The sequence below is a fragment of the Streptacidiphilus jeojiensis genome (assembly GCF_042510965.1).
Lineage (GTDB): Bacteria > Actinomycetota > Actinomycetes > Streptomycetales > Streptomycetaceae > Streptacidiphilus > Streptacidiphilus jeojiensis.
In genome coordinates, this window is the sequence record NZ_JBEUKS010000002.1 from 333,833 (window position 1) to 356,897 (window position 23,065).

At 70.3% G+C, this 23,065-nt stretch carries 21 protein-coding genes and 3 tRNA genes; 18 read left to right on the forward strand and 6 right to left on the reverse strand.

Annotated features, from left to right (window positions below; genetic code table 11):
* Positions 1-71: 71 nt before the first annotated feature.
* Positions 72-1,301: a sensor histidine kinase gene (locus tag ABUW04_RS07335; RefSeq protein ID WP_380563656.1), complete on the reverse strand. Its 1,230-nt coding sequence runs from the start codon at positions 1,299-1,301 to the stop codon at positions 72-74.
* A gap of 252 nt (positions 1,302-1,553) precedes the next feature.
* On the opposite strand from ABUW04_RS07335, the gene ABUW04_RS07340 reads away from it, so the two are divergent.
* The 12 genes from ABUW04_RS07340 (at position 1,554) to ABUW04_RS07395 (ending at position 13,082) form a co-directional block, all read left to right on the forward strand.
* Positions 1,554-1,958 (forward strand): NADH-quinone oxidoreductase subunit A, encoded by a 405-nt coding sequence (locus tag ABUW04_RS07340; RefSeq protein ID WP_030251764.1) that lies wholly within the window; start codon positions 1,554-1,556, stop codon positions 1,956-1,958.
* Complete coding sequence (locus tag ABUW04_RS07345; protein ID WP_380563657.1) at positions 1,949-2,659, forward strand: NADH-quinone oxidoreductase subunit B; 711 nt, start codon at positions 1,949-1,951, stop codon at positions 2,657-2,659. The genes ABUW04_RS07340 and ABUW04_RS07345 overlap by 10 nt, the downstream gene beginning before the upstream one ends.
* Positions 2,656-3,660 (forward strand): NADH-quinone oxidoreductase subunit C, encoded by a 1,005-nt coding sequence (locus tag ABUW04_RS07350; RefSeq protein WP_380563659.1) that lies wholly within the window; start codon positions 2,656-2,658, stop codon positions 3,658-3,660. The genes ABUW04_RS07345 and ABUW04_RS07350 overlap by 4 nt, the downstream gene beginning before the upstream one ends.
* Positions 3,657-4,619, forward strand: a complete 963-nt coding sequence (locus ABUW04_RS07355; RefSeq protein ID WP_030251755.1) for a complex I subunit 1/NuoH family protein — start codon at positions 3,657-3,659, stop codon at positions 4,617-4,619. The genes ABUW04_RS07350 and ABUW04_RS07355 overlap by 4 nt, the downstream gene beginning before the upstream one ends.
* Before the next feature lie 143 nt (positions 4,620-4,762).
* Complete coding sequence (locus tag ABUW04_RS07360) at positions 4,763-5,275, forward strand: 4Fe-4S binding protein (RefSeq protein ID WP_380563913.1); 513 nt, start codon at positions 4,763-4,765, stop codon at positions 5,273-5,275.
* Positions 5,276-5,283: 8 nt separating this feature from the next.
* Positions 5,284-5,832: an NADH-quinone oxidoreductase subunit J family protein gene (locus tag ABUW04_RS07365; RefSeq protein WP_380563914.1), complete on the forward strand. Its 549-nt coding sequence runs from the start codon at positions 5,284-5,286 to the stop codon at positions 5,830-5,832.
* Between the two features lie 6 nt (positions 5,833-5,838).
* On the forward strand, positions 5,839-6,261 hold the full coding sequence (gene nuoK, locus ABUW04_RS07370; RefSeq protein WP_380563661.1) for an NADH-quinone oxidoreductase subunit NuoK: 423 nt from the start codon (positions 5,839-5,841) through the stop codon (positions 6,259-6,261).
* On the forward strand, positions 6,258-8,375 hold the full coding sequence (locus tag ABUW04_RS07375) for an NADH-quinone oxidoreductase subunit 5 family protein (RefSeq protein ID WP_380563662.1): 2,118 nt from the start codon (positions 6,258-6,260) through the stop codon (positions 8,373-8,375). Before nuoK ends, ABUW04_RS07375 begins: the two co-directional genes overlap by 4 nt.
* Positions 8,376-8,442: 67 nt before the next feature.
* Entirely contained in the window at positions 8,443-10,032 is a 1,590-nt protein-coding gene (locus ABUW04_RS07380; RefSeq protein WP_380563664.1) for a complex I subunit 4 family protein, read from the forward strand.
* Between the two features lie 3 nt (positions 10,033-10,035).
* Positions 10,036-11,568 (forward strand): NADH-quinone oxidoreductase subunit N, encoded by a 1,533-nt coding sequence (locus tag ABUW04_RS07385; protein WP_380563665.1) that lies wholly within the window; start codon positions 10,036-10,038, stop codon positions 11,566-11,568.
* A gap of 144 nt (positions 11,569-11,712) precedes the next feature.
* A complete protein-coding gene (gene htpX, locus ABUW04_RS07390; RefSeq protein ID WP_380563666.1) occupies positions 11,713-12,582 on the forward strand; it encodes a zinc metalloprotease HtpX in 870 nt (289 codons plus the stop codon).
* Positions 12,583-12,680: 98 nt separating this feature from the next.
* Positions 12,681-13,082, forward strand: a complete 402-nt coding sequence (locus tag ABUW04_RS07395) for a YccF domain-containing protein (protein WP_380563667.1) — start codon at positions 12,681-12,683, stop codon at positions 13,080-13,082.
* 162 nt (positions 13,083-13,244) lie between these two features.
* Here the strand turns inward: ABUW04_RS07395 and ABUW04_RS07400 are convergent, their stop codons facing one another.
* The 3 genes from ABUW04_RS07400 to ABUW04_RS07410 form a co-directional block, all read right to left on the reverse strand.
* Entirely contained in the window at positions 13,245-13,943 is a 699-nt protein-coding gene (locus tag ABUW04_RS07400; protein ID WP_380563669.1) for an ABC transporter ATP-binding protein, read from the reverse strand.
* A gap of 36 nt (positions 13,944-13,979) precedes the next feature.
* Positions 13,980-15,437, reverse strand: coding sequence for an ABC transporter permease (locus tag ABUW04_RS07405; RefSeq protein WP_030251725.1), 1,458 nt, complete (start codon positions 15,435-15,437; stop codon positions 13,980-13,982).
* Positions 15,438-15,724: 287 nt separating this feature from the next.
* Positions 15,725-16,213, reverse strand: a complete 489-nt coding sequence (locus ABUW04_RS07410) for a YajQ family cyclic di-GMP-binding protein (RefSeq protein ID WP_030251722.1) — start codon at positions 16,211-16,213, stop codon at positions 15,725-15,727.
* Between the two features lie 213 nt (positions 16,214-16,426).
* Here ABUW04_RS07410 and ABUW04_RS07415 point away from each other — a divergent pair.
* Positions 16,427-16,511, forward strand: a tRNA-Tyr gene (locus ABUW04_RS07415).
* A gap of 154 nt (positions 16,512-16,665) precedes the next feature.
* Here ABUW04_RS07415 and ABUW04_RS07420 read toward each other — a convergent pair.
* Positions 16,666-19,269 carry a chitobiase/beta-hexosaminidase C-terminal domain-containing protein gene (locus tag ABUW04_RS07420; protein WP_380563671.1) on the reverse strand — a complete coding sequence of 868 codons (2,604 nt, stop codon included), beginning with the start codon at positions 19,267-19,269 and terminating at the stop codon, positions 16,666-16,668.
* Between the two features lie 415 nt (positions 19,270-19,684).
* Here ABUW04_RS07420 and ABUW04_RS07425 point away from each other — a divergent pair, with 415 nt between their 5' ends.
* Positions 19,685-20,302 (forward strand): GNAT family N-acetyltransferase, encoded by a 618-nt coding sequence (locus ABUW04_RS07425; protein WP_380563672.1) that lies wholly within the window; start codon positions 19,685-19,687, stop codon positions 20,300-20,302.
* Positions 20,303-20,390: 88 nt separating this feature from the next.
* On the opposite strand, the gene ABUW04_RS07430 is transcribed toward ABUW04_RS07425, so the two are convergent.
* The gene (locus tag ABUW04_RS07430; protein ID WP_380563673.1) at positions 20,391-21,713 is read right to left on the reverse strand and encodes a hydrolase; all 1,323 of its coding nucleotides are present in this window, start codon (positions 21,711-21,713) and stop codon (positions 20,391-20,393) included.
* 297 nt (positions 21,714-22,010) lie between these two features.
* Here ABUW04_RS07430 and ABUW04_RS07435 point away from each other — a divergent pair.
* The 4 genes from ABUW04_RS07435 to ABUW04_RS07450 all read left to right on the forward strand — a co-directional run bounded on the left by ABUW04_RS07435 (position 22,011) and on the right by ABUW04_RS07450 (position 23,065).
* Positions 22,011-22,083 (forward strand) — tRNA-Thr (locus tag ABUW04_RS07435).
* A 44-nt stretch (positions 22,084-22,127) separates the two neighbouring features.
* Positions 22,128-22,203: transfer RNA gene (locus ABUW04_RS07440), tRNA-Met, on the forward strand.
* A gap of 87 nt (positions 22,204-22,290) precedes the next feature.
* Positions 22,291-22,455 (forward strand): 50S ribosomal protein L33, encoded by a 165-nt coding sequence (gene rpmG, locus ABUW04_RS07445; protein ID WP_006604855.1) that lies wholly within the window; start codon positions 22,291-22,293, stop codon positions 22,453-22,455.
* Positions 22,456-22,612: 157 nt separating this feature from the next.
* The gene (locus ABUW04_RS07450) at positions 22,613-23,065 is read left to right on the forward strand and encodes a MaoC family dehydratase N-terminal domain-containing protein (RefSeq protein WP_030251706.1); all 453 of its coding nucleotides are present in this window, start codon (positions 22,613-22,615) and stop codon (positions 23,063-23,065) included.

The window sequence follows — 23,065 nt, forward strand, 5'->3', positions numbered from 1 at the left end:
ATCTTGTCCGGACGGATTCCGGCCGGACTCCGGTTCCGGCCGTCAATCCATCAGAAACCCGGACAGCCGGGTCAGTTGCGGTTCTTGGTCCGCCAGGGCAGTTCCACCGTCACCACGGTCGGTCCGCCGACCGGGCTGTCGACGACGAAGACGCCGTCCACCGCGCGGATCCGCTCGGCCAGGCCGGCCAGGCCGCCGCCCGGCTCCTCCGTGGCGCCGCCCTTGCCGTCGTCGCGCACCTGGAGCATCAGGTGGTCGGCGGAGCGCCAGGCGTCGACGGTGGCGGTGCGGGCTCCGGCGTGCTTGGAGATATTGGTGAGCAGCTCGCTGACGGTGAAGTAGGCGATGCCCTCCACCGCCGAGTCCGGACGCGACTCGCGGTCGGAGCCGCCCGGCAGGTCCGCGTTGACCCGTACTCCGCCCGGTACCGTGCAGCGGGTCGCGACCGAGGACAGCGCGGCGTCCAGACCGCGGTCCGTCAGCACCGCCGGGTGGATGCCCCGGGCCAGGTCGCGCAGTTCCTGCAGGACCAGCTTCACCTCGCCGTGGGCGTCGCCGACCATCTTCGCGGCCGCCTCCGGGTCCTCCGACAGCTTCTCCTTGGCCAGGCCGAGGTCCATCGCCAGGGCCACCAGCCGGGCCTGGGCCCCGTCGTGCAGATCGCGCTCGATCCGGCGCAGGTCGGCGGCGGCGGTGTCGACCACGGTGCCGCGGTCCTGCTCCAGCTCCTTGACCCGCTGGGTCAGGTCGGCGGGGGCGAGCAGCGAGGAGGCGAGGGCCCGGTCGACGGTGGACAGTCCGCGGGCGATCCACGGCAGCACCGGCCACAGCACGATCAGCGAGACCAGGGTGACGGTGAAGGTGAAGATGCCCCAGGGCAGCTTGATGAAGAGGTAGAGCGCGGTCCGCCAGGCGAGGCCGTCCGAGAACACGTCGAAGAAGCGGCGCCAGGCGCCGCCGCCGCTGCGGCCCGTGCCGACCGGCAGCGGTTCGGCGATGTCCTCGTCCAGCAGCGAACGCACCAGCCCGCGCTCCACGGAGCCGTAGCCGCGGATCGCGAAGAGGGCTCCGGCGAGGACCCAGAGGCCGATGATGGTGACCATCAGCCCGGCGCCCAGCGAGAGTCCGACCACGGTGAGCACGAAGCCCACCAGCGACAGCGGAAAGTTCACCAGCAGGAAGGCGACCTCACGCCACATCCCGCTGTTGAACGCCGGACGCTCACGCCGCCGCGCCGGCGTTTCCTTCGGAGCTCTGACGGGGTCCCGAAAGGAGTCCGTCCAGGTGTCGTCGTCTCGCATGGGTCCATCCTCGGTCACAACCGGCCGCCGCAGGGGCGTCTTGCTTCGGGATCCAGCCTGCCGTCGCGCCGGTCCGATGACGATGGGGCAGGTCGGCATGGTGGTAGGGGGGATAACCCCACCTTCGCCGCGTTCCCGCTGGGCGCCGTGCACGGACCCCCGGTCGGTGGACCTAGACTCCCGTGCAGTAAGAACGTCATGGATGTGTAAAGACATCGCTGCCGCCAGGCGGGACCGGAGGACGAACCGAGCATGGAAGCAGTCGCGGCTGTCGTCGCCGCCCCGAAACCGGGGTACTTCCACGCCTATGCCGTGGTCGGCCTGCTGGCTGTGATCGGAGTGCTGTTCGTGGCCTCGGCGTTCGGGGCCAACCAGTTGCTGCGCCCCTATGCGCCGACGCAGGAGAAGCTGCTCGCGTACGAGTGCGGCGTGGACCCGGTGGGGGAGGGCTGGGCGCAGACCCAGATCCGCTACTACGTCTACGCCTTCCTCTATGTGATCTTCGCGGTGGATGCGATCTACCTGTTCCCCTGGGCCACGGTCTTCGCCGCGCCCGGGTACGGTGCGGGCACGCTGATCGAGATGTTCGTCTTCATCGGCTTCCTCGCCGTCGGACTGCTCTACGCCTGGAAGAAGGGCGTCCTGGAATGGACGTGACCCCCGCTCCCCACTCGCACGGGCATGCGCACGCACACGCGCACGGACAGGATCCGCTCGGCGGCCCGGCCGCGACGGGCGGCCCGGTTCCGCTGGGCATCCCCGACCCGGCCGCACCCGGTGGCGCCGTCGAGCCGCGCCGTCTCGGCCCGCTGGCCCGGCTGGCGCCGGACCCGGTGAAGGTGGTCCTCAACTGGGGCCGCCGCTACAGCCTGTGGTGCTTCAACTTCGGCCTGGCCTGCTGCGCCATCGAGTTCATCGCCGCCTCCATGGCCAAGCACGACTTCATCCGACTGGGCGTCATCCCCTTCGCGCCCGGTCCGCGCCAGGCGGACCTCATGATCGTCTCCGGCACCGTGACCGACAAGATGGCCCCGGCGATCAAGCGCCTCTACGAGCAGATGCCCGAACCCAAGTACGTCATCTCCTTCGGCGCCTGCTCCAACTCCGGCGGTCCCTACTGGGACTCCTACTCCGTCACCAAGGGCGTCGACCAGATCATCCCGGTGGACGTGTACGTACCCGGCTGCCCGCCCCGTCCGGAGGCGCTGCTCCAGGGCATCCTCAAACTGCAGGAGAAGATCGCGCACGAGTCCCTCCCGGACCAGTACCCGGTCACTCCCGTGCCGGCCGCGGCCCTGAAGCGGCCCCTGGTGGCCGGGCCCGGACCCACCGGTGTCGAGGAGGGCCCGGCCCGGTGACCGATCCCACTCCTCCTGCTGAGCCCACCCCTCCCGCTGAGCCCACCCCTCCCGCTGAGCCCGCCCTGCCTGCCGAGCCGGCTGAGCCCACTCCGCCCGCCGCGCCGGACCCCGGAGCGGCGACTGCGGCTGCCCTCGGTCCGTGGGCCACCGCCACCGAGGCGTTCGCCCTGCTCACCGTCGACGTCCCGGCCGAGCACTGGATCGAGGCGCTGACCACCGCCCGGGACTCCCTCGGCCTGTCCTACTTCGACTGGCTCAGCGCCGTCGACGAACTGGCCGACGGCTTCTCCGTCGTCGCCCACCTCGCCGCCGTGGGCAACGGATCGGCCGCCCCGCTGCGCCATCTGCTGCTCCGCACCCGCATCCCCAGGGCTGCGGCCGCCCTCCCGACCGCCACCGACGTCTTCGCGGGCGCCGACTGGCACGAGCGGGAGACCCACGAGATGTTCGGCATCGACTTCACCGGCCATCCCCATCCGGTTACCCTCCTTCTTCCCGACGGCTTCGAAGGCCACCCGCTCCGCAAGGAGTTCGTGCTGGCGGCCAGGGTCGCCAAGGCCTGGCCGGGGGCCAAGGAACCCGGGGAGAGCGACCACGGCCACGGCGAGGGCGCCCCGGCCGCCCGACGGCGGATGCTTCCGCCGGGCGTGCCCGACCCCAACGAGTGGGGCCCGCTCGCCGGAACCCTCCCGCCCGTCGCCGAGCGACCGGCCCGCGGTGCGGCCCGCGGCCCCCGGGCTGCTGCTGCCGATCCCGCCGCAGCAGCCGCTGTCGCTCCGGGCGACCGACCGGTCCGCGCCGACCGCCCGCGCCGCAACCGCAGCGTCGGTGACGGCTCCACCAGCCAGGCCCCGGCCGCCGCCCCGACCCCGGACGCGCCGTGGCAGTCGGTACCGCCGCCGCAGGAGCCCCCGACGGCGCCCTCCGGCGGAACTGACGGCACGACAGGCACTGACGGCAGGACAGGCACTGACGGTACGACGGGAGACGACGCATGATCACCGCGCTCGAAGCGCTGCTGCGCTGTCTCGCCGTCCTGGTCGTGTTCCTGACCTTCCCGCTGGTCATCGGGCAGACCGAGCACAAGGTCATGGCCCATATGCAGGGCCGGCTCGGACCCATGTACGCAGGTGGCTTCCACGGGTGGGCCCAGTTGGTCGCCGACGGTGTGAAGTTCGCTCAGAAGGAGGACATCGTCCCGGCCGGGGCCGACCGGCGGGTCTTCCAGCTGGCGCCCGCCGTCGCGCTGTTGCCGTACCTCCTGGTCCTGATCGCCATCCCGGTCGGCCCCGGCGGCTTCGTCGGACAGGCGCTGGACGCCGGTCTGTTCTTCGTCCTGGCCGTCATGGGCGTCGGGGTGCTCGGCTCGTTGATGGCAGGCTGGGCCTCCGCCAACAAGTTCTCTCTGCTCGGCGGCATCCGCAGCGCCGCGCAGCTGCTGGCCTACGAGCTGCCGATGCTGCTCGCCGCCGCGTCGGTGGCCATGGCGGCCGGCAGCGTGTCGCTCACCGGCATCCTCGGGGCGTTCCACTGGTGGTGGGTGCCCTGGCAGATCGTCGGTGGCTTCGTCTTCTTCACCGCGGGCCTGGCCGAACTCCAACGGCCGCCGTTCGACATGCCGGTGGCCGACTCGGAGATCATCTTCGGCGCCTACACCGAGTACACCGGTCTGCGTTTCGCGTTGTTCCTGCTCTCCGAGTACGCCGGAATCCTGGTGCTCTGCGCGCTGACCGCCGTCCTGTTCCTGGGCGGCTGGCACGGCCCGCTCTCGGCGGACCTCGGCTGGCTGTGGACCCTGCTGAAGACATTCGCCCTCGCTTTCGTCGTGATCTGGCTGCGGGTCACCTATCCGCGGCTGCGCGAGGACCAGCTGATGCGCTTCGCCTGGATCGTCCTGATCCCGCTCGCCCTCGCCCAGCTCGCCCTCACCGGCATCGTCAAGGTGGTGATCTCCTAGTGCCGCCCCTCCCCTCCGGCTCCGCCGACCACTCCGGCCGAGCCGACCACACGCACCAGCACGGTGGGTCCGCGGGCTCCGGCAGCTCCGGCGGCTTCCCCGGCCGCGGCCTGGCCAAGGGCCTGGCCGTCACCCTGCGGACGATGACCCGACGCAGCGTCACCCACCAGTACCCCGACGCGCAGCCCGAGTTGCCGCCGCGCTCCCGGGGCGTCATCGCGCTGCTCGAGGAGAACTGCACGGTCTGCATGCTCTGCGCCCGCGAGTGTCCGGACTGGTGCATCTACATCGACTCCCACAAGGAGACGCTGCCCGCGGTCGACCCCAATGCCAGGGCCCGCACCCGCAACGTCCTGGACCGCTTCGCCATCGACTTCTCGCTCTGCATGTACTGCGGTATCTGCATCGAGGTCTGTCCTTTCGACGCGCTGTTCTGGTCCCCGGAGTTCGAGTACGCGGAGACGGACATCCACGAGCTCACCCATGAGCGGGAGAAGCTCCGCGAGTGGATGTGGACCGTTCCCCCGCCGCCCGCGCTGGACCCCTCCGCCGAGGAGCCCAAGGAGATCGCCGCTGCCCGCAAGGCCGCCGACAAGCTCGCCGCCGCCGAGGCGGCCGCCGCAGCCACGCCGCCCGGAGAGGAGCCCACTCCGTGACCGCCGTCCTGGCCGCCTCGCTGAGCTCCCAAGGCCACTCCTTCCTGACGCCCACCGGCGTCGAGATCGTCTTCGTGCTGGTCGGGCTCGCCGTCCTGGGCGCCGCCGTCCTCACCGTCACCACCAGCCGGCTGGTGCATGCCGCGCTCTGGCTGGTGGTCGCCCTCGGCGGCCTGGCCATCGAGTACCTGCTGCTCACCGCCGAGTTCATCGCCTGGGTCCAGGTCCTGATCTACCTGGGCTCGGTCGTGGTCCTGGTGCTCTTCGGACTGATGCTGACCAAGGCCCCCATAGGCCGTTCACCGGACGCTGACTCCGGAAACCGCTGGGTCGCCCTCGGCGTCGCGGTGGTCGCAGCGGCGACCCTGGTGACCCTGGTCGTCGACGCCTTCCGCAGCACCTGGATGGACCTGTCCTCCGGCGGTGGAAGCACCGGGGCCAACGGCGAGGTGCTGTTCCGCTACTGGGTGCTGCCCTTCGAGGCCCTCTCCGTGCTACTGCTTGCCGCCCTGGTCGGCGCCATCGTGCTCTCCCGCCGCCACCGAGAGGAGGGCTGATCCCCGGTGCACCTCGCCTATCCCGCGGTACTGGCCGCACTGCTGTTCTGCGTCGGCCTCTACGGTGTGCTGGCCCGGCGAAACTCCGTGCTGGTGCTGATGTCCGTCGAGCTGATGCTCAACGCCGTCAACCTCAACCTGGTGGCCTTCGACGTCTGGCTGCGGGACACCCTGCACGCCGGCCAGGCGCTCACCCTCTTCACCATCACCATCGCCGCCGCCGAGATCGGCCTCGGCCTGGCCATCGTCCTCATGGTGTTCCGCACCCAGGGCACCGCCGACATCGACCGCCTCCGCGAGCTCGCGGACCGGCCCGCCGACCAGGCCCTTCCCGCCGACGCAGACCCCGCCCCTGCCCCCGACCTCGCCGCCGATCCTGACACCGCATCACTGACGGGCTCCGCCCGGGGGAAGGCCGACCCCGCATGACCCTGACGCTGGCAGTGCTCGTCCCACTGCTCCCCTTCCTCGGCGCCCTCGCCGGACTCGCGGCCGGACGCCGCGCGCCCGGGCTGGTCCGTCCGCTCGCCGTGCTGCCCACCATCGCCTCCGCAGCCCTGGCCGTCGCGGTGGCCTGCGACCTGGGCACCGGCCGCCACCTCGATGCCGCCACCAGGCTCACCCCCACCGGCAGCATCCCCATCGACCTCGCCGTGCACCTGGACGGCTTCTCGACCCTGCTGGCCGTCCTGGTCGGCGTCGTCGCCGGCTGCGTGCAGATCTACTCCACCTCCTATCTGCGCGACGACCCGCGCTACTCCTCCTATGCGGCGCTGGTGTCGCTGTTCACCGCCGCGATGTTCCTGGTGCTGTACTCCGGCGATCTGATCGTCCTGCTGGTCGGCTGGGAGGTGATGGGCATCTGCTCCTACTTCCTGGTCGGCCACCACTGGGAGCGGGGCGACGCCCGCTCCGCCTCCATCAAGGCGTTCCTGGTCACCAAGCTCGGTGACATCCCCTTCCTGTTCGGCATCTTCGCGCTCGCCGCCGATGCCGGAACGTTCCGGATCAGCGGTGTCCTCGGTGCGGCCACGACCGGGCAGCTGCACCACCCCACCCTGATCGCGCTGCTGCTGCTCTGCGGTGTCGCCGGGAAGTCCGCACAGTTCCCGCTGCACACCTGGCTCCCGGATGCGATGGCGGGCCCGACCCCGGTGTCGGCGCTGATCCATGCGGCGACCATGGTCGCCGCCGGCATCTATCTGGTGGCCCGGCTGCTCCCGGTGTTCCTGCTGTCCTCGGCTGCTCTGGTCGTCATCGCCGTGATGGCGGCGGTCACCATGGTGGGCTCCGCTCTCTGCGCCCTGGCCCAGGACGACATCAAGCGGGTGCTCGCCTACTCCACCGTCGGCCAGCTGGGCTACATGGCCGGAGCCCTTGCCACCGGCGACCGCGACGCCGCCGTGTTCCACCTGCTCACCCACGGCGCCTTCAAGGCCCTGCTCTTCCTGGCCGCCGGTGTCGTGATCCACGCGGCGCACACCAACTCGCTGACCGCCATGTCCCGCATGCCCGACCTGCGCCGTCGCGTGCCCGACGCCTACTGGACCATGACGATCGGTCTGCTCGCGCTGGCCGGCATCCCTCCCTTCTCCGGATTCTTCAGCAAGGAGTCGGTCCTCACCGCCGCTGAGCACGCGGCCCACGGCGAGGCCCTCACCGGAGGTCTCGGTCCCGCCACCGCGGTGCCCACCTCCGTCGGTTGGATCGTCCTGGTCGCAGGTCTGCTCACCGGCCTGCTCACCGCCATGTACGCCACCCGGCTCTGGCTCGTCGCCTTCCGCTCCGCCACCCCGGTCCCGGCCGGCACCACGCAGGCCGACCCGGCGCAGCCCGGCGCCGCTGCGGGCACCGCCGAGCCCCATGCGATGCGCTGGCCGTTGTGGCTCCTCGCCGTTCCCGCCGTCGCCCTAGGCCTCGCCGGACTGCACACCACCTGGCTGCCCTCCTTCCTCGACGGCATCTCGCTCACCCCCTCCGGCAGCACCGCGATCCTCGGCACCTGTGTCGCCCTGGCCGGAGTCCTGGTCTCGTACACCGCATGGCGCCGGGCAACCGCCCTGGTCCTGGATGCCGCGACCGCGTCCCCGACCCTTGCGGCCCACGAGCTCGACGAGTCCACCCGCCCGGAGGGCACGGCCGCCGAACCGCGTGAGATCACCGCCGACCTCGCCACCGTCCCCGGCCGTACCTTCACCCAGGCCCTCGCGGACGCCGACAGCGCCGCCGCTGCCGCCTCGACCGGCCACGCCCCGGACCCGGCCCGACTGCTCCTGGGTCCGCTGCTGGGCCCCGCAGCCAACGGCTTCGGCCTCGACCGCCTCTATGCCGCCGTCTTCGTGCGCCCCGTGCTCGCGGCCGCGCAGCTGGTGCGCTTCCTGGACCGCGACGTGATCGAGACCTATGTCGCCGGAGCGGGGGGTGCACCGAGGCTGCTCGGGGCCGCCGTCCGCCGCGCCCAGAACGGCAACGCCCAGACCTATCTGAGCGCCCTGCTCGCCGGCGCCGTGGTCCTCGCCGTGCTGGTGGCGGTGGTCCAGTGAACAGCTCTGCGGCAACCCGTACGACCCGCCGCCGACCCTCTGCCTGCGCTCTCACGGAGGCCTCCCGGTGAACGCCGTCCTCATCGCCCTGCTCCTGCTGCCGCTGCTCGGCGCGGCGATCACCCTGGTGCCCGGCCTCTTCGGCACGGACCAGCACGCCGCAGGACGCCGCGCGCTGCGCTTCGGGGCCGCCGTCACCGGCGCCACCCTGCTGCTGGCCGTCGCGCTGGCGGCCGGATTCGACCGCGGGCACCCCGCCAGGATGCAGGCCACCACTGACGTCTCCTGGATTCCGGCCCTGGGTGTCCGACTCCACCTGGGCGTCGACGGCATCTCGTTGCCGCTGCTGCTGCTGACCACGCTGCTCACCTTCCTGTGTGCGGTCTACTCCCTGCGCAGGCTGCCCGACGGTCCGGGAACCCCCAGTCCGCGCGCCTACACCGGCCTGCTGCTGCTCCTCGAAACCGGGATGGTCGGCACCTTCGCCGTCCTGGACCTGCTGCTCTTCTTCCTGGCCTTCGAGGTCGTGCTTATCCCGATGTACTTCCTCATCGCCCGCTGGGGCGGCGAGAACCGCGGTCCGGCCGCGGCCCGCTTCATCCTCTACACCCTGCTCGGCTCGGCGATCATGCTGCTGGGCTTCCTGCTGCTCGGCCTGCACGCCGGCACCTTCGACATGACCGCACTCGCGCAGCGGCACGGCCGGGGCCTCTCGCACACCACGCAGATCCTCGTCGTCCTCGCCGTCGGACTCGGCCTCGCCGTCAAGGCCCCGATGTGGCCGTTCCACAGCTGGCTGCCCGACGCCCACACGGCTGCCCCCACCACCGGCTCGGTCCTGCTCGCCGGGGTCCTCCTCAAGATGGGGACCTACGGCTTCGTCCGGGTGCTGCTGCCCTCGGCCCCCGACGGGATGGCCACCCTCGCGCCCTATCTGGCCGCCTTCGCCGTGGTGGGCATCCTCTACGGTTCCCTCGCCTGCCTGGCCCTGGTCCGCCCCGGGGCCAAGGGCGATCTCAAGCGACTCATCGCCTACTCCTCCGTCGGGCACATGGGTTTCGTCCTGCTCGGCATCGCCACGCTCACCCCCACCGGAGTGAACGGCGCCCTGTTCGCCAACATCGCCCACGGTCTGGTCACCGGCCTGCTCTTCTTCCTGGTCGGAGCGGTGAAGGACCGCTACGGCACCGTCGACCTCGACCGGCTCACCGACTCCGCCGGCGGCACCGGCGCCGCTCTGTACGGTCGCGCCCCGCGCCTGGGCGGGCTCCTTGCCTTCGCCGCCGTCGCCAGCCTCGGTCTGCCCGGACTGGCCGGTTTCTGGGGTGAACTTCTCGCCATGTTCGGCTCCTTCCATCCGGCCGCGGACCTCTCCCGGCCCACCTACCTGGTCTTCATGGCCCTGGCCGGGCTCGGCACCCTGCTCACCGCCGCGTACCTGCTCGCCGTCGTCCGCCGGGTCTGCATGGGCGACCCGTCCACGCCGGCTGACCCGCCGTCCTCGACCGGGCCGGCACTCCAGCTCCTGGACGTCCAGGCCTACGAAGCCGCCGCCTGGACCCCTCTCGTCGTCCTCACCCTCGTCGCCGGGCTCTGGCCGGCCGTGCTCCTCGGCCTCAGCAACCCCGCCGTCAAGGCACTCCTCGGAGGCAGCTGAGCCATGACCGCTCTCGCCACACCCATGGCCGGCTCCCTGATCCAGTCGATCGACTGGCAGACCGTCGCCCCTCCGTCGATCACCGCCGCCGTCGCCCTCGGCGTCCTGGTCGCCGAACTTTTCCTGCCCGCACGGCACAAGCCGCTGCTGGGCTGGATCTCGGTGGCAGGACTGGCACTGGCCCTGCTCTCGCTGATCCCGCTGCGCGACGGCACCCGCGCCACCTTCTGCCTCGGCAGCTCCACCGGCGCCACCGCCGCCACCGGCGGCAGCGCCTGCTCCTACGTCGCCGACCACTTCACCCTGGTACTGCAACTGCTGGTGCTCGCCGGTGCCCTGCTGACCGCGCTGCTGTCGATCCACACCGTGAAGGAGAGCGCCCTCCCGCCCGGTGAGTACTGGTTCCTGCTGCTCAGCTCGGCGGCGGGAGCAGCCCTGCTGCCGGCCTCACGTGATCTGGCGACCCTGGTGGTCGCCCTCGAAGTCGCCTCGCTGCCCGCGTTCGCCCTGGTCGGTCTGCGCCGTGACGGCAGGGGCGGGGAGGCCGCCCTCAAGTTCTTCCTGTCCTCGGTCACGGCCACGGCGGTCATGCTGCTCGGCGTCAGTTTCGTCTACGCCGCGACCGGCAGTCTGCATCTCACCCGTATCGCCGCCGCACTGCCCCATGTCCAGCCCCAGCTGAAGACCCTGGCCCTGGTGGGCGCGGTCCTGACGCTGGTCGGCTTCGCCTTCAAGACGGCCGCGGTCCCGTTCCACTTCTGGGTTCCCGACACCTACACCGGTGCCCCCGTGGCAGTGGCCGCGTACCTCTCGGTGGTCAGCAAGGCTGCCGGGCTTTCCGGCCTGGCGCTAGTCGCTGTGGTGGGTTTTCACCCCTACGGGCGAACCTGGGGCCTGGCGCTTGCGGTTCTGGCCGCACTCACGATGACATTGGGCAACGCAGCCGCCCTGCGCCAGCGTTCGGACACCGCGCACAGCGCCGTCCGCCTGCTCGCCTGGTCCTCCGTCGCCCAGGCGGGCTATCTGCTGGTTCCGATCGCCGCAGCGGGATACGGCAGTGCCGAGGCCCGTGATCCGCTGGGGGCGACGGTCGCCTACGCGATGATCTACGGCGTGGTCAACCTGGGGGCCTTCGCCGTCGTCGCCCTGGTGTCCCGCCGGATCGACGACTACCGGGGCCTGTTCGCCGCCCGCCCTGCGGCGGCGATCGCCATGGCCTTCTTCCTGCTCTCCCTCGCCGGACTGCCGCCCGGTGTGATCGGCCTGTTCGGCAAGGTGGTGGTGTTCCGCGCTGCCGTCGACGGTGGCCTCGGCTGGCTCGCCGTGATCATGGCCGTGAACGTGGTCGTCGCGCTGTACTACTACCTCTCCTGGACCGCCAAGCTCTTCCAGCCCGCCCCGTCGACCTCAGCCGCGACCCTTCGGATCCCGGTTCCGCTGGCCCTCTGCCTCGGGCTCGCGGCGGCCACCGGAATGGTGCTCTCACTCGCGCCCCAACTCGTGCTCCAGATCACCAGCGGATCCCTCTTCGGCTGACCGGGCCGGTCCGCCCGGGTTGCACAGCCCCGCCCAGCAGGGCACAAGGGAACCAGGGCGTCCGTCCCAGCCGTTGAACCGGACGAACGGACTCAAGGGCAGCAGACAGCAGACGCCCCTCATCGCACGTCCTGGAGGGCACCCGTGCACCGCCGGCACAACGGTCTGAGAACCGCCGTACTCCTGGTCGGCCTCTCCGCGCTGATCGTCCTGATCGGCAGTTTCTGGGGGCGTACCGGGCTGCTGGTCGCGTTGGTCGTGGCCCTGGCGACCAATGGCTTCGCCTACTGGAACAGCGACAAGCTGGCGCTGCGGGCGATGCGGGCGCGCCCGGTCAGCGAGATCGAGGCCCCCTGGCTCTACCGGATCGTGCGCGAGCTCTCCACCTCGGCCCGCCAGCCGATGCCCCGCCTGTACATCTCCCCGACCGAGGCCCCCAACGCGTTCGCCACCGGCCGCAACCCGCGCAATGCCGCAGTCTGCTGCACCCAGGGCATCCTGGGCATCCTGGACGAGCGCGAACTTCGCGGCGTCCTCGGGCACGAGCTGTCCCATGTCTACAACCGCGACATCCTGATCTCCTCGGTGGCCGGGGCGCTGGCCTCGGTGGTGATGTTCACCGTCAACTTCGCCTGGCTGATCCCGATGGGCCGCAGCGACGACGACGACGGCCCGGGGCTGGTGGGCCTGCTGCTGCTGATGATCCTCGGGCCGATCGCCGCCGGCCTGATCCAACTCGCGGTCAGCCGCTCCAGGGAGTACCAGGCGGACGCCTCCGGAGCCCAGCTGACCGGTGACCCGCTGGCCCTGGCCGATGCCCTGCGAAAGCTCGACCAGGGCACCAGGAGGCTCCCGCTGCCGCCCGAGCCCCAGCTCCAGACGGCCAGTCATATGATGATCGCCAACCCGTTCCGCCCCGGCGAGGCAGGAGCCCGCCTGTTCTCCACCCACCCGCCCATGGCCGAGCGCATCGCCCGGCTGGAGGAGATGGCCGGACGCCGTCGCATCCGCTGACAGCCGATCAGCGTCCTTCTCGAAAGCGTGTCAGAATTTTTTCGGGCCCCGGATCGGCCGGGGGAGCCGTTCGCACGGAAGACGGAAGGCTGCCGCAGATGGATGTGCTCAGGTTCCTGCTCAACGTCGTCTGGCTGGTCCTCTGCGGACTGTGGATGGCCATCGGCTATGCCATCGCCGGGATCATCTGCTGCATCCTCATCATCACCATCCCCTTCGGCATCGCCAGCTTCCGCATCGCCGGCTACGTCCTCTGGCCGTTCGGCCGCACCACCCGGGAGCGTGCGGACGCCGGAGGGGCATCCTGCGTCGGCAACGTCATCTGGCTGATCTTCGCCGGCTGGTGGCTGGCGCTGGGCCATCTGGCCACCAGCATCGCGCTGGCGGTCACCATCGTCGGCCTCCCCTTCGCCTGGGCGAACCTCAAGCTCATCCCGATCTCACTGATGCCGCTGGGCCGCGAGATCGTCCCCTCGGACCAGCCCTTCGCGGCCCGCTGAGAGCGCCCGGCCGACTCCTGGCCGATCCCCTGGCCGACCCCCGGCAGAACCCGGGGCCCGGCCGGCCCCCCGGCAGCCACCGGCGGTACACGGCCGGGGCCCGGGCCGACGAGGATGTCTCGTCCGCCCGGGCCCCGGCCCGCTTCCGTCCCAGCTGTCCGCTCAGCCCGCCCAGACCTGGGCGTCCGCGTTCTCGGAGACGGTGACCTTGCCGGCCCGGATGGTGGCCAGCCGCGGGGCACGCCCGGCGATGGCGGTGTCGTGGGTGACCATGATGAAGGTCAGCCCGCGCTCGCGCCACAGCCCGTGCAGCAGCTCCATGATCTCGTCACGGGTCTCCTCGTCCAGGTTGCCGGTGGGCTCGTCGGCGAGCAGCACCTTGGGCTCCTTGACCAGCGCGCGGGCGATGGCGACACGCTGCTGCTGGCCACCGGAGAGCTCGCTCGGCACGTGGTTGCTGCGCTCGCCGAGACCGACCGACTCCAGCGCCGCGAAGGCACGCTTGCGGCGCTCCTCCTTGGCGATGCCCATCGGGACCAGCGCAGTCTCCACGTTCTCCTGTGCGCTGAGGGTCGGGATCAGGTTGAAGCTCTGGAACACGAAGCCGATCAGCTCGGCCCTGACCTTGGTGAGCTTGGCCTCGCCGATCGCGCCCAGGTCGTGCCCGGCGAGCTCCACCGTGCCGCCGGTCGGGCGGTCCAGGCCGCCGAGCATCTGCAGCAGGGTGGACTTGCCACCGCCGGTGGGGCCCTGGATGACCAGCTGGCCGCCGTCGGGGATCTCGAGGTCGATGCCGTCCAGGGCGCGGACCGTTTCCTTGCCCCGGGAGTAGTGCTTGGTGACGCCGCTGAGGCGGTACATGGGTGCTCCTATGAGGATTGCGGAAGGGCTTCGGGACTACTCGACGCGGCGCAGGGCGTCGGCCGGGCGCAGCCGGGAGGCGCGCCAGCCGCCGAAGCCGCCGGCCACCAGACCGCCGGCGACCGCGAGGGCCACCGCGACGGCGATCGCCGAGAGGGTCACCGGAGCCGTCAGGTGCACCTCGATGGCCTTGGCCGCAGCACTGGCCGCCTGGCCCGGGCCGCCCCCGCCGCCGGGACCGCCCTGGCTGGCGGTGGAACTCGCGGTGGAGGCGCTGAGGGTGGGCGAGAACGCGGTGATCGCGGCTGCGCCGGCCAGTCCCAGAGCGATTCCCAGAACGCCACCGATCAGCCCGTTGACCAGGGCCTCACCCATGACCTGCCCGATCACGCGCTTGCTGCGCCAGCCGAGCGCCTTCAGGGTGCCGAACTCCCGCACGCGCCGGTTGACGGCCGAGGAGGTGAGCAGGCTGGAGATCAGGAAGGCGGCGGCGAGCACGGCGAGCGACAGCCACTTGCCCATGCTGGTCACCAGGTTGGCGGCGGTGGACAGCGAACCGGAGACCGTGGAGGCCAGGTCGGACGCGGTGGTGACGGTGGTGCCGGAGACGTTCTTGGTGATGGCGGTCTTGACCGCGCTGATCTGCTGGGAGCTGCTGGCCTTCACGTAGACCGTGGTGACCTTGTTCTTCATGTCGGCCAGGGTCTGCGCCTGGGTCAGCGGGATGTAGACGTTGGCCGCCGAGGTGCCGCTGGAGGCGGTGGCGATGCCGATGACCTTGAAGGCCTTGCCGCTGATGGTGACTGTGCTGCCGACCTTCAGCTTCTTCTGGGTGGCGTAGGAGCTGTCCACGACCGCGACCAGGGAGTTGCTCTGGGCGCTGGTGAAGTTGACGCCGGAGGTGATCTTGAGCGAGCTGAGCGGGCCCACCGTGATGTTGCTGGTGTCGGTGCCCATGATGGTCAGCGTGTTCAGGCTGAAGTTGGCCGCGCCGCTCGGCGGGGTGCCGCCCTGCCCGCCGCCTTCGCCACCCTGCTGACCGCCGCCCTGGCCGGTCCCGGTGCTGGTGCTGGAGGTGCCGCTCTTCAGCTTGAAGGAGCCGTCGAACTTGAAGTCGTTCAGCAGCAGGCTGCCGACGGCGGCCTCCACATTGCTCTGCGAGGCGACCTGGGTGACGGTGGAGCTCGCCATGGTGGCGGTGCCCTGGTTGACCGAGAGCCGGTCCGCGCTGCTGCTCTTGCTGCCCGAGCCGGACTGCTGGATCCCGAACTTCTGCGCACCGCCGCCGGCCCCGGCCGCAGCGGACTTGGTCACGGTGATGTCGGTGCCGAGACCGTAGAGCGAGTGCAGCACTGTCGACTGGGCGTTCTTCATCCCCGCAGAGACCGAGGTCACCGTGAGAACCAGGCCGATGCCCAGGGCGAGTCCCATGGAGATGACGAGCGCCGCCTTGCGGCGGCGGCGCAGTTCGCGCCTGAGATAGGTGAAGAACATGTGATTCCTAGGGAAGGAGGGGCTCTTGGTGCGCCTCTGGAACCTAGGGAGCTGGGCTGACAGCTTGATGAGCCGAGTATGAGAGAGGTCTCAAGGGGACCAATGTGAATTTTATGGATTTGATCGCGGACCAGTAACGGTCCGCCGTGGACCGGCGCCCGGGCCCTCACCCCGGGCCCTCCGGCAATGACACGAGCGCGGCTGCCGACGGTCTCCGGGCCCGTACCGGACCGGAAAGACCATCAGCAGCCGCGCTCGTCCCTGCAGGCCCGGCAGGTCGGGCGGGTCTAGCGGTAGTTCACGAACTGGACGGCGAAGTCCAGGTCCTTGCCCTTGACCAGGGCCTGCACGGCCTGGAGGTCGTCCCGGCTCTTCGAGCTGACGCGCAGCTCGTCCCCCTGGACCTGGGCCTTCACGCCCTTGGGGCCCTCATCGCGAATGATCTTGGCGACCTTCTTGGCGTTCTCCTGGGAGATGCCCTCCTCGATGGTGGCGAAGATCTTGTACTCCTTGCCGGAGAGCTGCGGCTCCCCCGCGTCCAACGCCTTCAGCGAGATCCCCCGCTTGACCAGCTTCGTCTGGAAGACGTCGAGGATCGCGTTCACGCGCTCCTCGGAGTTGGCCTTCATCTCGATCTTCTCGCCGGACCACTCGATGGAGGCACCGACGTTCTTGAAGTCGAAACGGGTGGTCAGCTCGCGAGCGGCCTGGTTGAGCGCGTTGTCGACCTCCTGCCGCTCGACCTTCGAGACGATGTCGAAACTGGAGTCGGCCATGATCAGTGAGTCTCCTTGACAGTGCTACGACACGGATGGCGCGTGCTCCCTATGGGTGGAGCTGCCGATCCAGCCTAGCCACCGCGGACCCCGCCCGTTGTCCTCCCCGGGTACCGGCGGGCCGCCGACTCCCCGGATCAACCGAGTGGCGGAGCACCCCCGTCGATCAGGTATTGTTTACGACGTCGACCGGGAGACCGCGAGACGATCCCTGGCGGGTTGCCCGAGTGGCCAAAGGGAGCAGACTGTAAATCTGCCGGCTCTGCCTACATAGGTTCGAACCCTATACCCGCCACCAGGGAATGGGACGGCCCCTGACCAGCACAAACGGTCAGGGGCCGTCTGCTGTCCCGGCGCATGGCCCCCGGTGTGCAGTCCTGGACCGGCCTCCGGCCGGCCCGGGGGACCGGGCCGGCCGGAGGTGTTGTCGGTCGCTCCGACGTCAGCTCAGCTCACGGGAAGCTGACGACGTTGCTGGGAGTGGTGTTGGTCGCGGTCTGGGCACCCGTGTCATTGATGACATGGGTGATCGTGCCGACGTTGCCCAACGAGACGGTGAGTGCGTCGTGGAACTTCACGCCCGCCGTGTTGGGCACCTCGAACGCGTGATAGGCGTTCACCGCCGGATTGACGTTGAAGTAGCAGTAGCTGCCGAGCCCCCAGGCCTCGTGCGTGGTGACGTTGGCACCCACCTTGTAGGCGGCGTACCCGTTGACCCCGGTCGGACTGATCCAGGCCGCCTGGTTGGGCACGTCGTACGGCATCTCGTTCTGGAAGAAGATGGTCTTGCCGTTCTGGCCGTTCCAGGTGACCTCGTACTTCTGGTAGTGCTCCACGAACAGGCCGGTCGCCTCGACGTTGTTGCCGTTGACGATCAGGCCGTTGTCGGCCGTGTTGGTGGTCCAGCCGACCGTGCCCGCGTTGCCGTGGTCGGCACGCCAGGCCCAGATGTGGTCGATGATCGTGTCGCTGCTGTTGACGACCAGGCTCGCGGTCGCCTTGCCGGCGACCTCACCGCCGATCCGGAAGAACACGTCCTGGATGGTGGTGGGGTTGGCCGCGTGGCTCGCGGAGGAGCCGGACGGGCCGACCGTCAGCAGAGCGGCCGAGTTGGTCGTCCCGGCGTCGAAGAGCAGGCCCTTGAGCCTGACCCCGTCCACATCGGCGACCTGCATGGCGTTGACCCCGTTGTCCGGGACGAAGGTCGGGTAGCCGATGCCGAGGATGACCGTGTTGGCCTTGGTGACGTTGAGGGTCTGGCTGAGGTGGTAGACCCCGGGGGTGACGAAGAGGTTGCAGCCCTCGGACAGCGCGGTGTTGATGGTCGCGGCCGTGTCGCCGGCCTTCACCACGTAGAACTGGCTCATCGGGGCGGAGGTGCCGGGGGTGCTGCCGCTCGCCCAGCTCGGGCCGGAGGCGTTGGTCCGCAGCGAGGGCTCGAAGACCCGGTACTTCCCGGTGCTGTCGATGTACAGGTACGGCACGTCGCGCGAGACCGGAGTGGTGGCCAGAGTGGTCTCCGGCGGGCTCGGGAAGGTGTTGGCCGGGGCGCCGTTCACGCCGGAGAAGACCATGTTCCACACGCCCCCGGACCAGCTGCCGAGGTTGCTGTCCCGGGTGTACCACTGCTGCTGCGAGATCGAGGACGCCTGCCCGGTCACCTTGGTGTCGGCGATGTAGCCGCCGCTGGCGTAGCCGTAACTGGCCGGGTAGAGGGCCAGGTTGCCGTGCACGTCGATCCTGCGGAACGGCGCGGCCTGGGCCACGGCCCAGCGGTCGGTGCCGCTGGAGGGGTTGATGGCCAGGTTCTCGGCCGAGCGCCAGAAGTTCTGCGTCGCGTTGCCGGCGTCCTCGGAGTTGAAGGCGTCGACGGTGACGTCACCGTTGATGGTCACGTCGTCCGGGTTCTGGCCGAGCCCGGCCACCGAGGTGTAGAAGCCGACGTTGTCCTCCACCGAGTAGGTGCCCGGCTTGTAGAGGTCGGCCACCCGGTTCTCGGAGAACTGGGCGGTGTTGGTGTCCTTCATCTGCGCGAACTGGGCGTCCAGCGTGGCCTGGATGCTGGCGCTGGACATGGTCGGGTCGAAGATGTGGACGTTCGGACCGAAGTCCGGGGTGTCCGACTGCGCGGGGCAGCCCACCGAGGTCCCGATGGTGAAGGTCGCGCTGGCCACCGCGGAGTTGGTCAGGCCGGACAGGATGCCGATGGCCTTGACCGTGGTGGTGGCGCTGACGGTCAGCGGGGTGCTGTAGAGGGTGGAGGAGGCAGTGGGGGTGCTTCCGTCCGTGGTGTAGCGGATGCCGGCGCCGGAGGTGGAGTCGGCGAGCGTCACGGTCTGGGCGGAGCTGAAGGTCCCCCCGGCCGGACTGAACGTCGGCGTCGCGACCGTGGAGGGCGCGGTGCTGATGGTGTAGGTCGCGCTGGCCACGGCCGAGTTGGTGCTACCGGACAGGATGCCGATGGCCTTGACGGTGGTGGTCGCGGTGATGCTCAGCGGGGTGCTGTAGAGGGTGGAGGAGGCAGTGGGGGTGCTTCCGTCCGTGGTGTAGCGGATGCTGGCGCCGGAGGTGGAGTCGGCGAGCGTCACGGTCTGGGCGGAGCTGAACGTCCCCCCGGCCGGACTGAACGTCGGCGTGGCCACCGTCCCGGTGGTGCCGCCGGTCTGCGTGTACGTGAAGTGGGGGGTGTCGTACTGCGGCCCGTTCTTCTCGTAGGTGAACCAGTACTCCAGGACGTTGCCGGCGGTCAGCGAGCTGACGGTCTGGGTCCAGGTGCCGTTGCTGTTCGCCATCCGGAAGTTCTGCTGGTTGGCGCCGTTGACCAGGTAGTGGACGTCGACGTAGAGCGCGGCGGTGGTGGGTATGCACGTGATCTGTGTCTGGGACGCGTTCAGCTGGGTCACGCTCTGCGTGTAGTCGGTCGCGGCCGAGGCCGGTAGCGCGGTGGCCGTCAGGCCGAGCAGTGCCGCCAGCGTCAGCAGGACGGCGGTGAGCAGGGCGACTACGCGTCCGCGCGACGCAGGTCGCGGTGGGCGCGGAAGGGCGGTTCTGCGCATGGGGGTCCTTTCACCTGGGTTCGTGAAGTGAACGCCAGATCGGTGTGGGGGAGCGCTTGGTACCACCTTCTGATCAGGAGCCGGAGGCCCGTCCGACTCGGGCCCGTTGAACCTGCGATCTGGAAGCGCTCTCAGAGCAACGATGTGGGAGCTCCGGATCCGTAAGGCAGTCTCAATGCGGCATGACCCACCGTCAATAAGTTGAACTGCCTTCAACTGTTGAACGGATGGCGGTTCTGCCCGCCACCTGCGGGAGCGAGAAGCCCAGGGGTCCTGTGCGCGGAGGGTGAGCGCGAGTAGGGTCGCAACAGTCCCATGGCCGACAGCCGAACCCGGTTGTCACAGGGGCGTGGTAGAAAACGAGTCATCCGGTGGGGGAGCGCCGGTACTCGACGGTCGGGGGAGGGGGCTTGGCATGGACGAAGCGGTGACAGTGCGTGAGGCTGCCGCGGCCGATCTTGACGCCGCAGTGGCGCTGTGGACGTTCTCACATGTCGTCAGACGCAACGGCAGGCCCCTGCCGGAGGCTCATATCGCCTCGGTCCATGAACGGATGGCCTCGCCGGAGGCCTTAGTCCTGCTGGCTCACGACTCGGCCGACCAGAACGGCCAGGAGTCCGTTCGGGAAGCCGGCCGTGGGCCCGACAACGGGGAGCACGACGAGGAGCCGGGCAAGGACCCGGACAAGGAGTCCGAGCACAACTCCGGCATCATCGGCACCATCATGGGCGTCCAGGGGCGCGACGAGGACGGTTCGGGACCACCGGTCTCCGGGCTGATCCACATATCCCTGCTCAGCGTCGCCCCCGACCGCTGGGGCCAGCACATCGGACGGCTGCTGGTCGAGGAGACCATCAAGCGCGCCGTCGCCCGCGGCTTCGACCAGGCCCAACTCTGGACCCACGCCGACAACCTGAGGGCCAATCGGCTCTACAAGGCGATGGGTTTCCGGCGCAGCGGCCGGGTCAAGGTGGACGACTGGGGCGAACTTCTGGTCCACTACCGCCGCGCGCTGACCTCCGCGGCGCCCTGACCCCCGCCGCGCGTTCACCCCCGCCCAGCGTTGGTCCCCTCTGGCGCTGATCCCACGCAGCGCCTCGCCGAGCCCGCCGCGCAGGCCGTCAGTCCTCCAGGGCCACCGGCCCGCTCCGTCCCTGCCGGGGCACGGCGGGGGCGCTGGTCTCGGCGAACTCCCGCACCGCACTGGTCCGGCTGACCACCCGGCCGCCGTGCACCACCACCCTGCTGTGCCCACCGGACAGCACCCCGCGCAGGCTGTCCCCGCGCACCGCGAGGATGTCCGCAGGGGCGCCGGGAGCCATCAGCACCGGGGCCAGCCCGAGTACCCGCCGCGCCGCTCCGCTGACCCGCTCGTACGCATCCACCTCGTCCAACTCGCCCGATGCGGCCAGCAGGAAGGCCGCCTCCAGCGGATCCACCCGGCCGACCGGATTCGCCAGGTCCCGCAGCGCACCGCTGCCGGCAGCGACCGTGACCCCGGCCGCCAGCAGCCGCCGGACCGGTGCCCGCCGGGCGGCCCGTGGCCGCCCGGTATCCCCGGCATCCGGCCCGCCCCCCGCGCCCGGCGTCGACCCCGTCCCCATGCAGTACCCGCTCTGCGGCAGCAGTACGACGGCCATGCCGGCCGAGGCGAGCCGGTCGATCCCGAGCGCCTCCTCCTCGGGACGCAGCCGGTCGAGGGCGGCGCACGGGCCCACGGTCACCAGCTGGGGGAACTGTCCGAACACCGCGGCCAGCCGGGCCAGCCGGTGCGGATCACCCAGATCGGCGTGGAGATCGACCGGGCTGCGGCACTCCTCGGCGAGGGCTGCCACGGCGTCCAGATGCGCGTCCGGATCCGGGTCCTGGTCGGGGCGGCCGCCGACCGCGTGCGCTCCCATGGCCAGCGCCTCGCGCAGGACCGCGCGCCCCTCGGCACCGCAACGTCCGCTCAGCGTTCCCGGGAGCGGAACCACCTGAAGCTCCATCAGCCCGTGCAGGGCACGCGCGGCCTGCAGCGCCGCGGTGACGGCCGTCAGCCCGTGGGCCCCGTCGATCCGTACGTGCGTACGCTGCACTGTCGCGCCGTAGCCCAGCCCGCTCAGAGCCGCCTCAGTGATCCTGCGCTGCAGCGCCTCCGCACTTCCGGCGGCATCCGGTCCGGGGCCGGCCGGCGGGGTGGCGCTGAAGGCCTGGTCCAGATGGGCGTGCGGTTCGGTGGGGGCGGGCAGCAGCAGGTATCCGGTGAGGTCCAGCCGGTCCGGCGCGCTGAGGCTGCCCGCGGGGCCGACCGACTCGATCCGTTCGCCGAGGATGCGCACATCCACCGCGCGGCCGTCGGCCTGCCGGGCACCGGACAGCAGCAGGGCAGGTCCACCGGGGGCGGTCGGCTGGTCCGGGGGCCTCTCGGCGGGCATCCGCCGCTCCTTCCCGCCGTGGCTCATGATCGTTCCTTGGGAGCCTAGGCCGCCTGTCCCGACGCGGTCGGGAGGCGCGGGCGGGCACCGAGGAGTTCATAAGTCATACCGCCCCGCCGGGATCCGACAGGGGCTCCCGCCGGGGCTTCGACGGGGGATCCGACCGCGGCTCCGAGGGCGCTCCGGGGCGAACGTCTGAGCTGCGATGCAACGTCAGCTTGGTCCGCCCCGAGGGGCCGGGAAGCCGCTCCAGGCCTGGGATCCGCGGGGGAGGAAACGGATTTCACGGATCGGCCGGGGACCGTGTAATGTCTTCCTCGGCCAGCCCCTATAGCTCAGTCGGTAGAGCGTCTCCATGGTAAGGAGAAGGTCTGCGGTTCGATTCCGCATGGGGGCTCGGATGAGAAGGTGCCCCGCTTCGGCGGGGCGCTCAATCGTCGTGGCGGTGTAGCTCAGTTGGTAGAGCAAGCGGCTCATAATCGCTGTGTCACCGGTTCAAGTCCGGTCACCGCTACCACGCCGTGTAGCCGATTGTAGGGTAACCCTCCCGGTCGGCTACTCTTGTCTGTGTTCATAACGTTGTCTGTCCGAGGAAGGCACTCCTGTGGCCGCCACTGATGTCCGCCCGAAGATCACGCTGGCCTGCGTGGAGTGCAAGGAGCGGAACTACATCACCAAGAAGAACCGGCGTAACGACCCGGACCGTCTTGAGATGAAGAAGCACTGCCCCCGTTGCAACTCGCACACCGCGCACCGCGAGACCCGCTGACCTCTGCGTTCCATCGCACGTCCGGCGATATCGCCAAGGCTGTAAGGGCGAAGGCCGCTCCCACCCGTGGGGGCGGCCTTCGCTGCGTCAGGTCCGGCTACCTTTCTCCTTGAAGAACGACTTACCTACTGACGTGTCGCACGACGAGGAGCTGCCCATGCCGCTCGATCCTTCCTTCATCGGGCGGACCTACCCGCCCACCACGGTCTACGAGGTCGGCCGCGAGAAGATCCGCGAGTTCGCCGAGGCCGTCGGCGACGCCAACCCCGCCTATCTGGACACGGATGCGGCGAAGGCACTGGGGCATCCCGATGTCATCGCGCCGCCCACCTTCCCCTTTGTGCTGACCTACCGCGCGGCGGCCCAGGTGGTGAACGACTCCGACCTGGGCCTGGACTTCTCCCGGGTGGTCCACGGCGACCAGCGCTTCACGTACACCCGTCCGGTGCGCGCCGGCGACCGGCTCTCGGTCACCTGCACCATCGACTCGATCAAGTCCCTGGCCGGGAACGACATCCTCTCGGTCCGCGGCGACGTCCACGAGGAGAGCGGCGAGCACGTGGTGACCGCCTACATGATGCTGGTGGCCCGCGCCGCCGAGGGGGAGTGA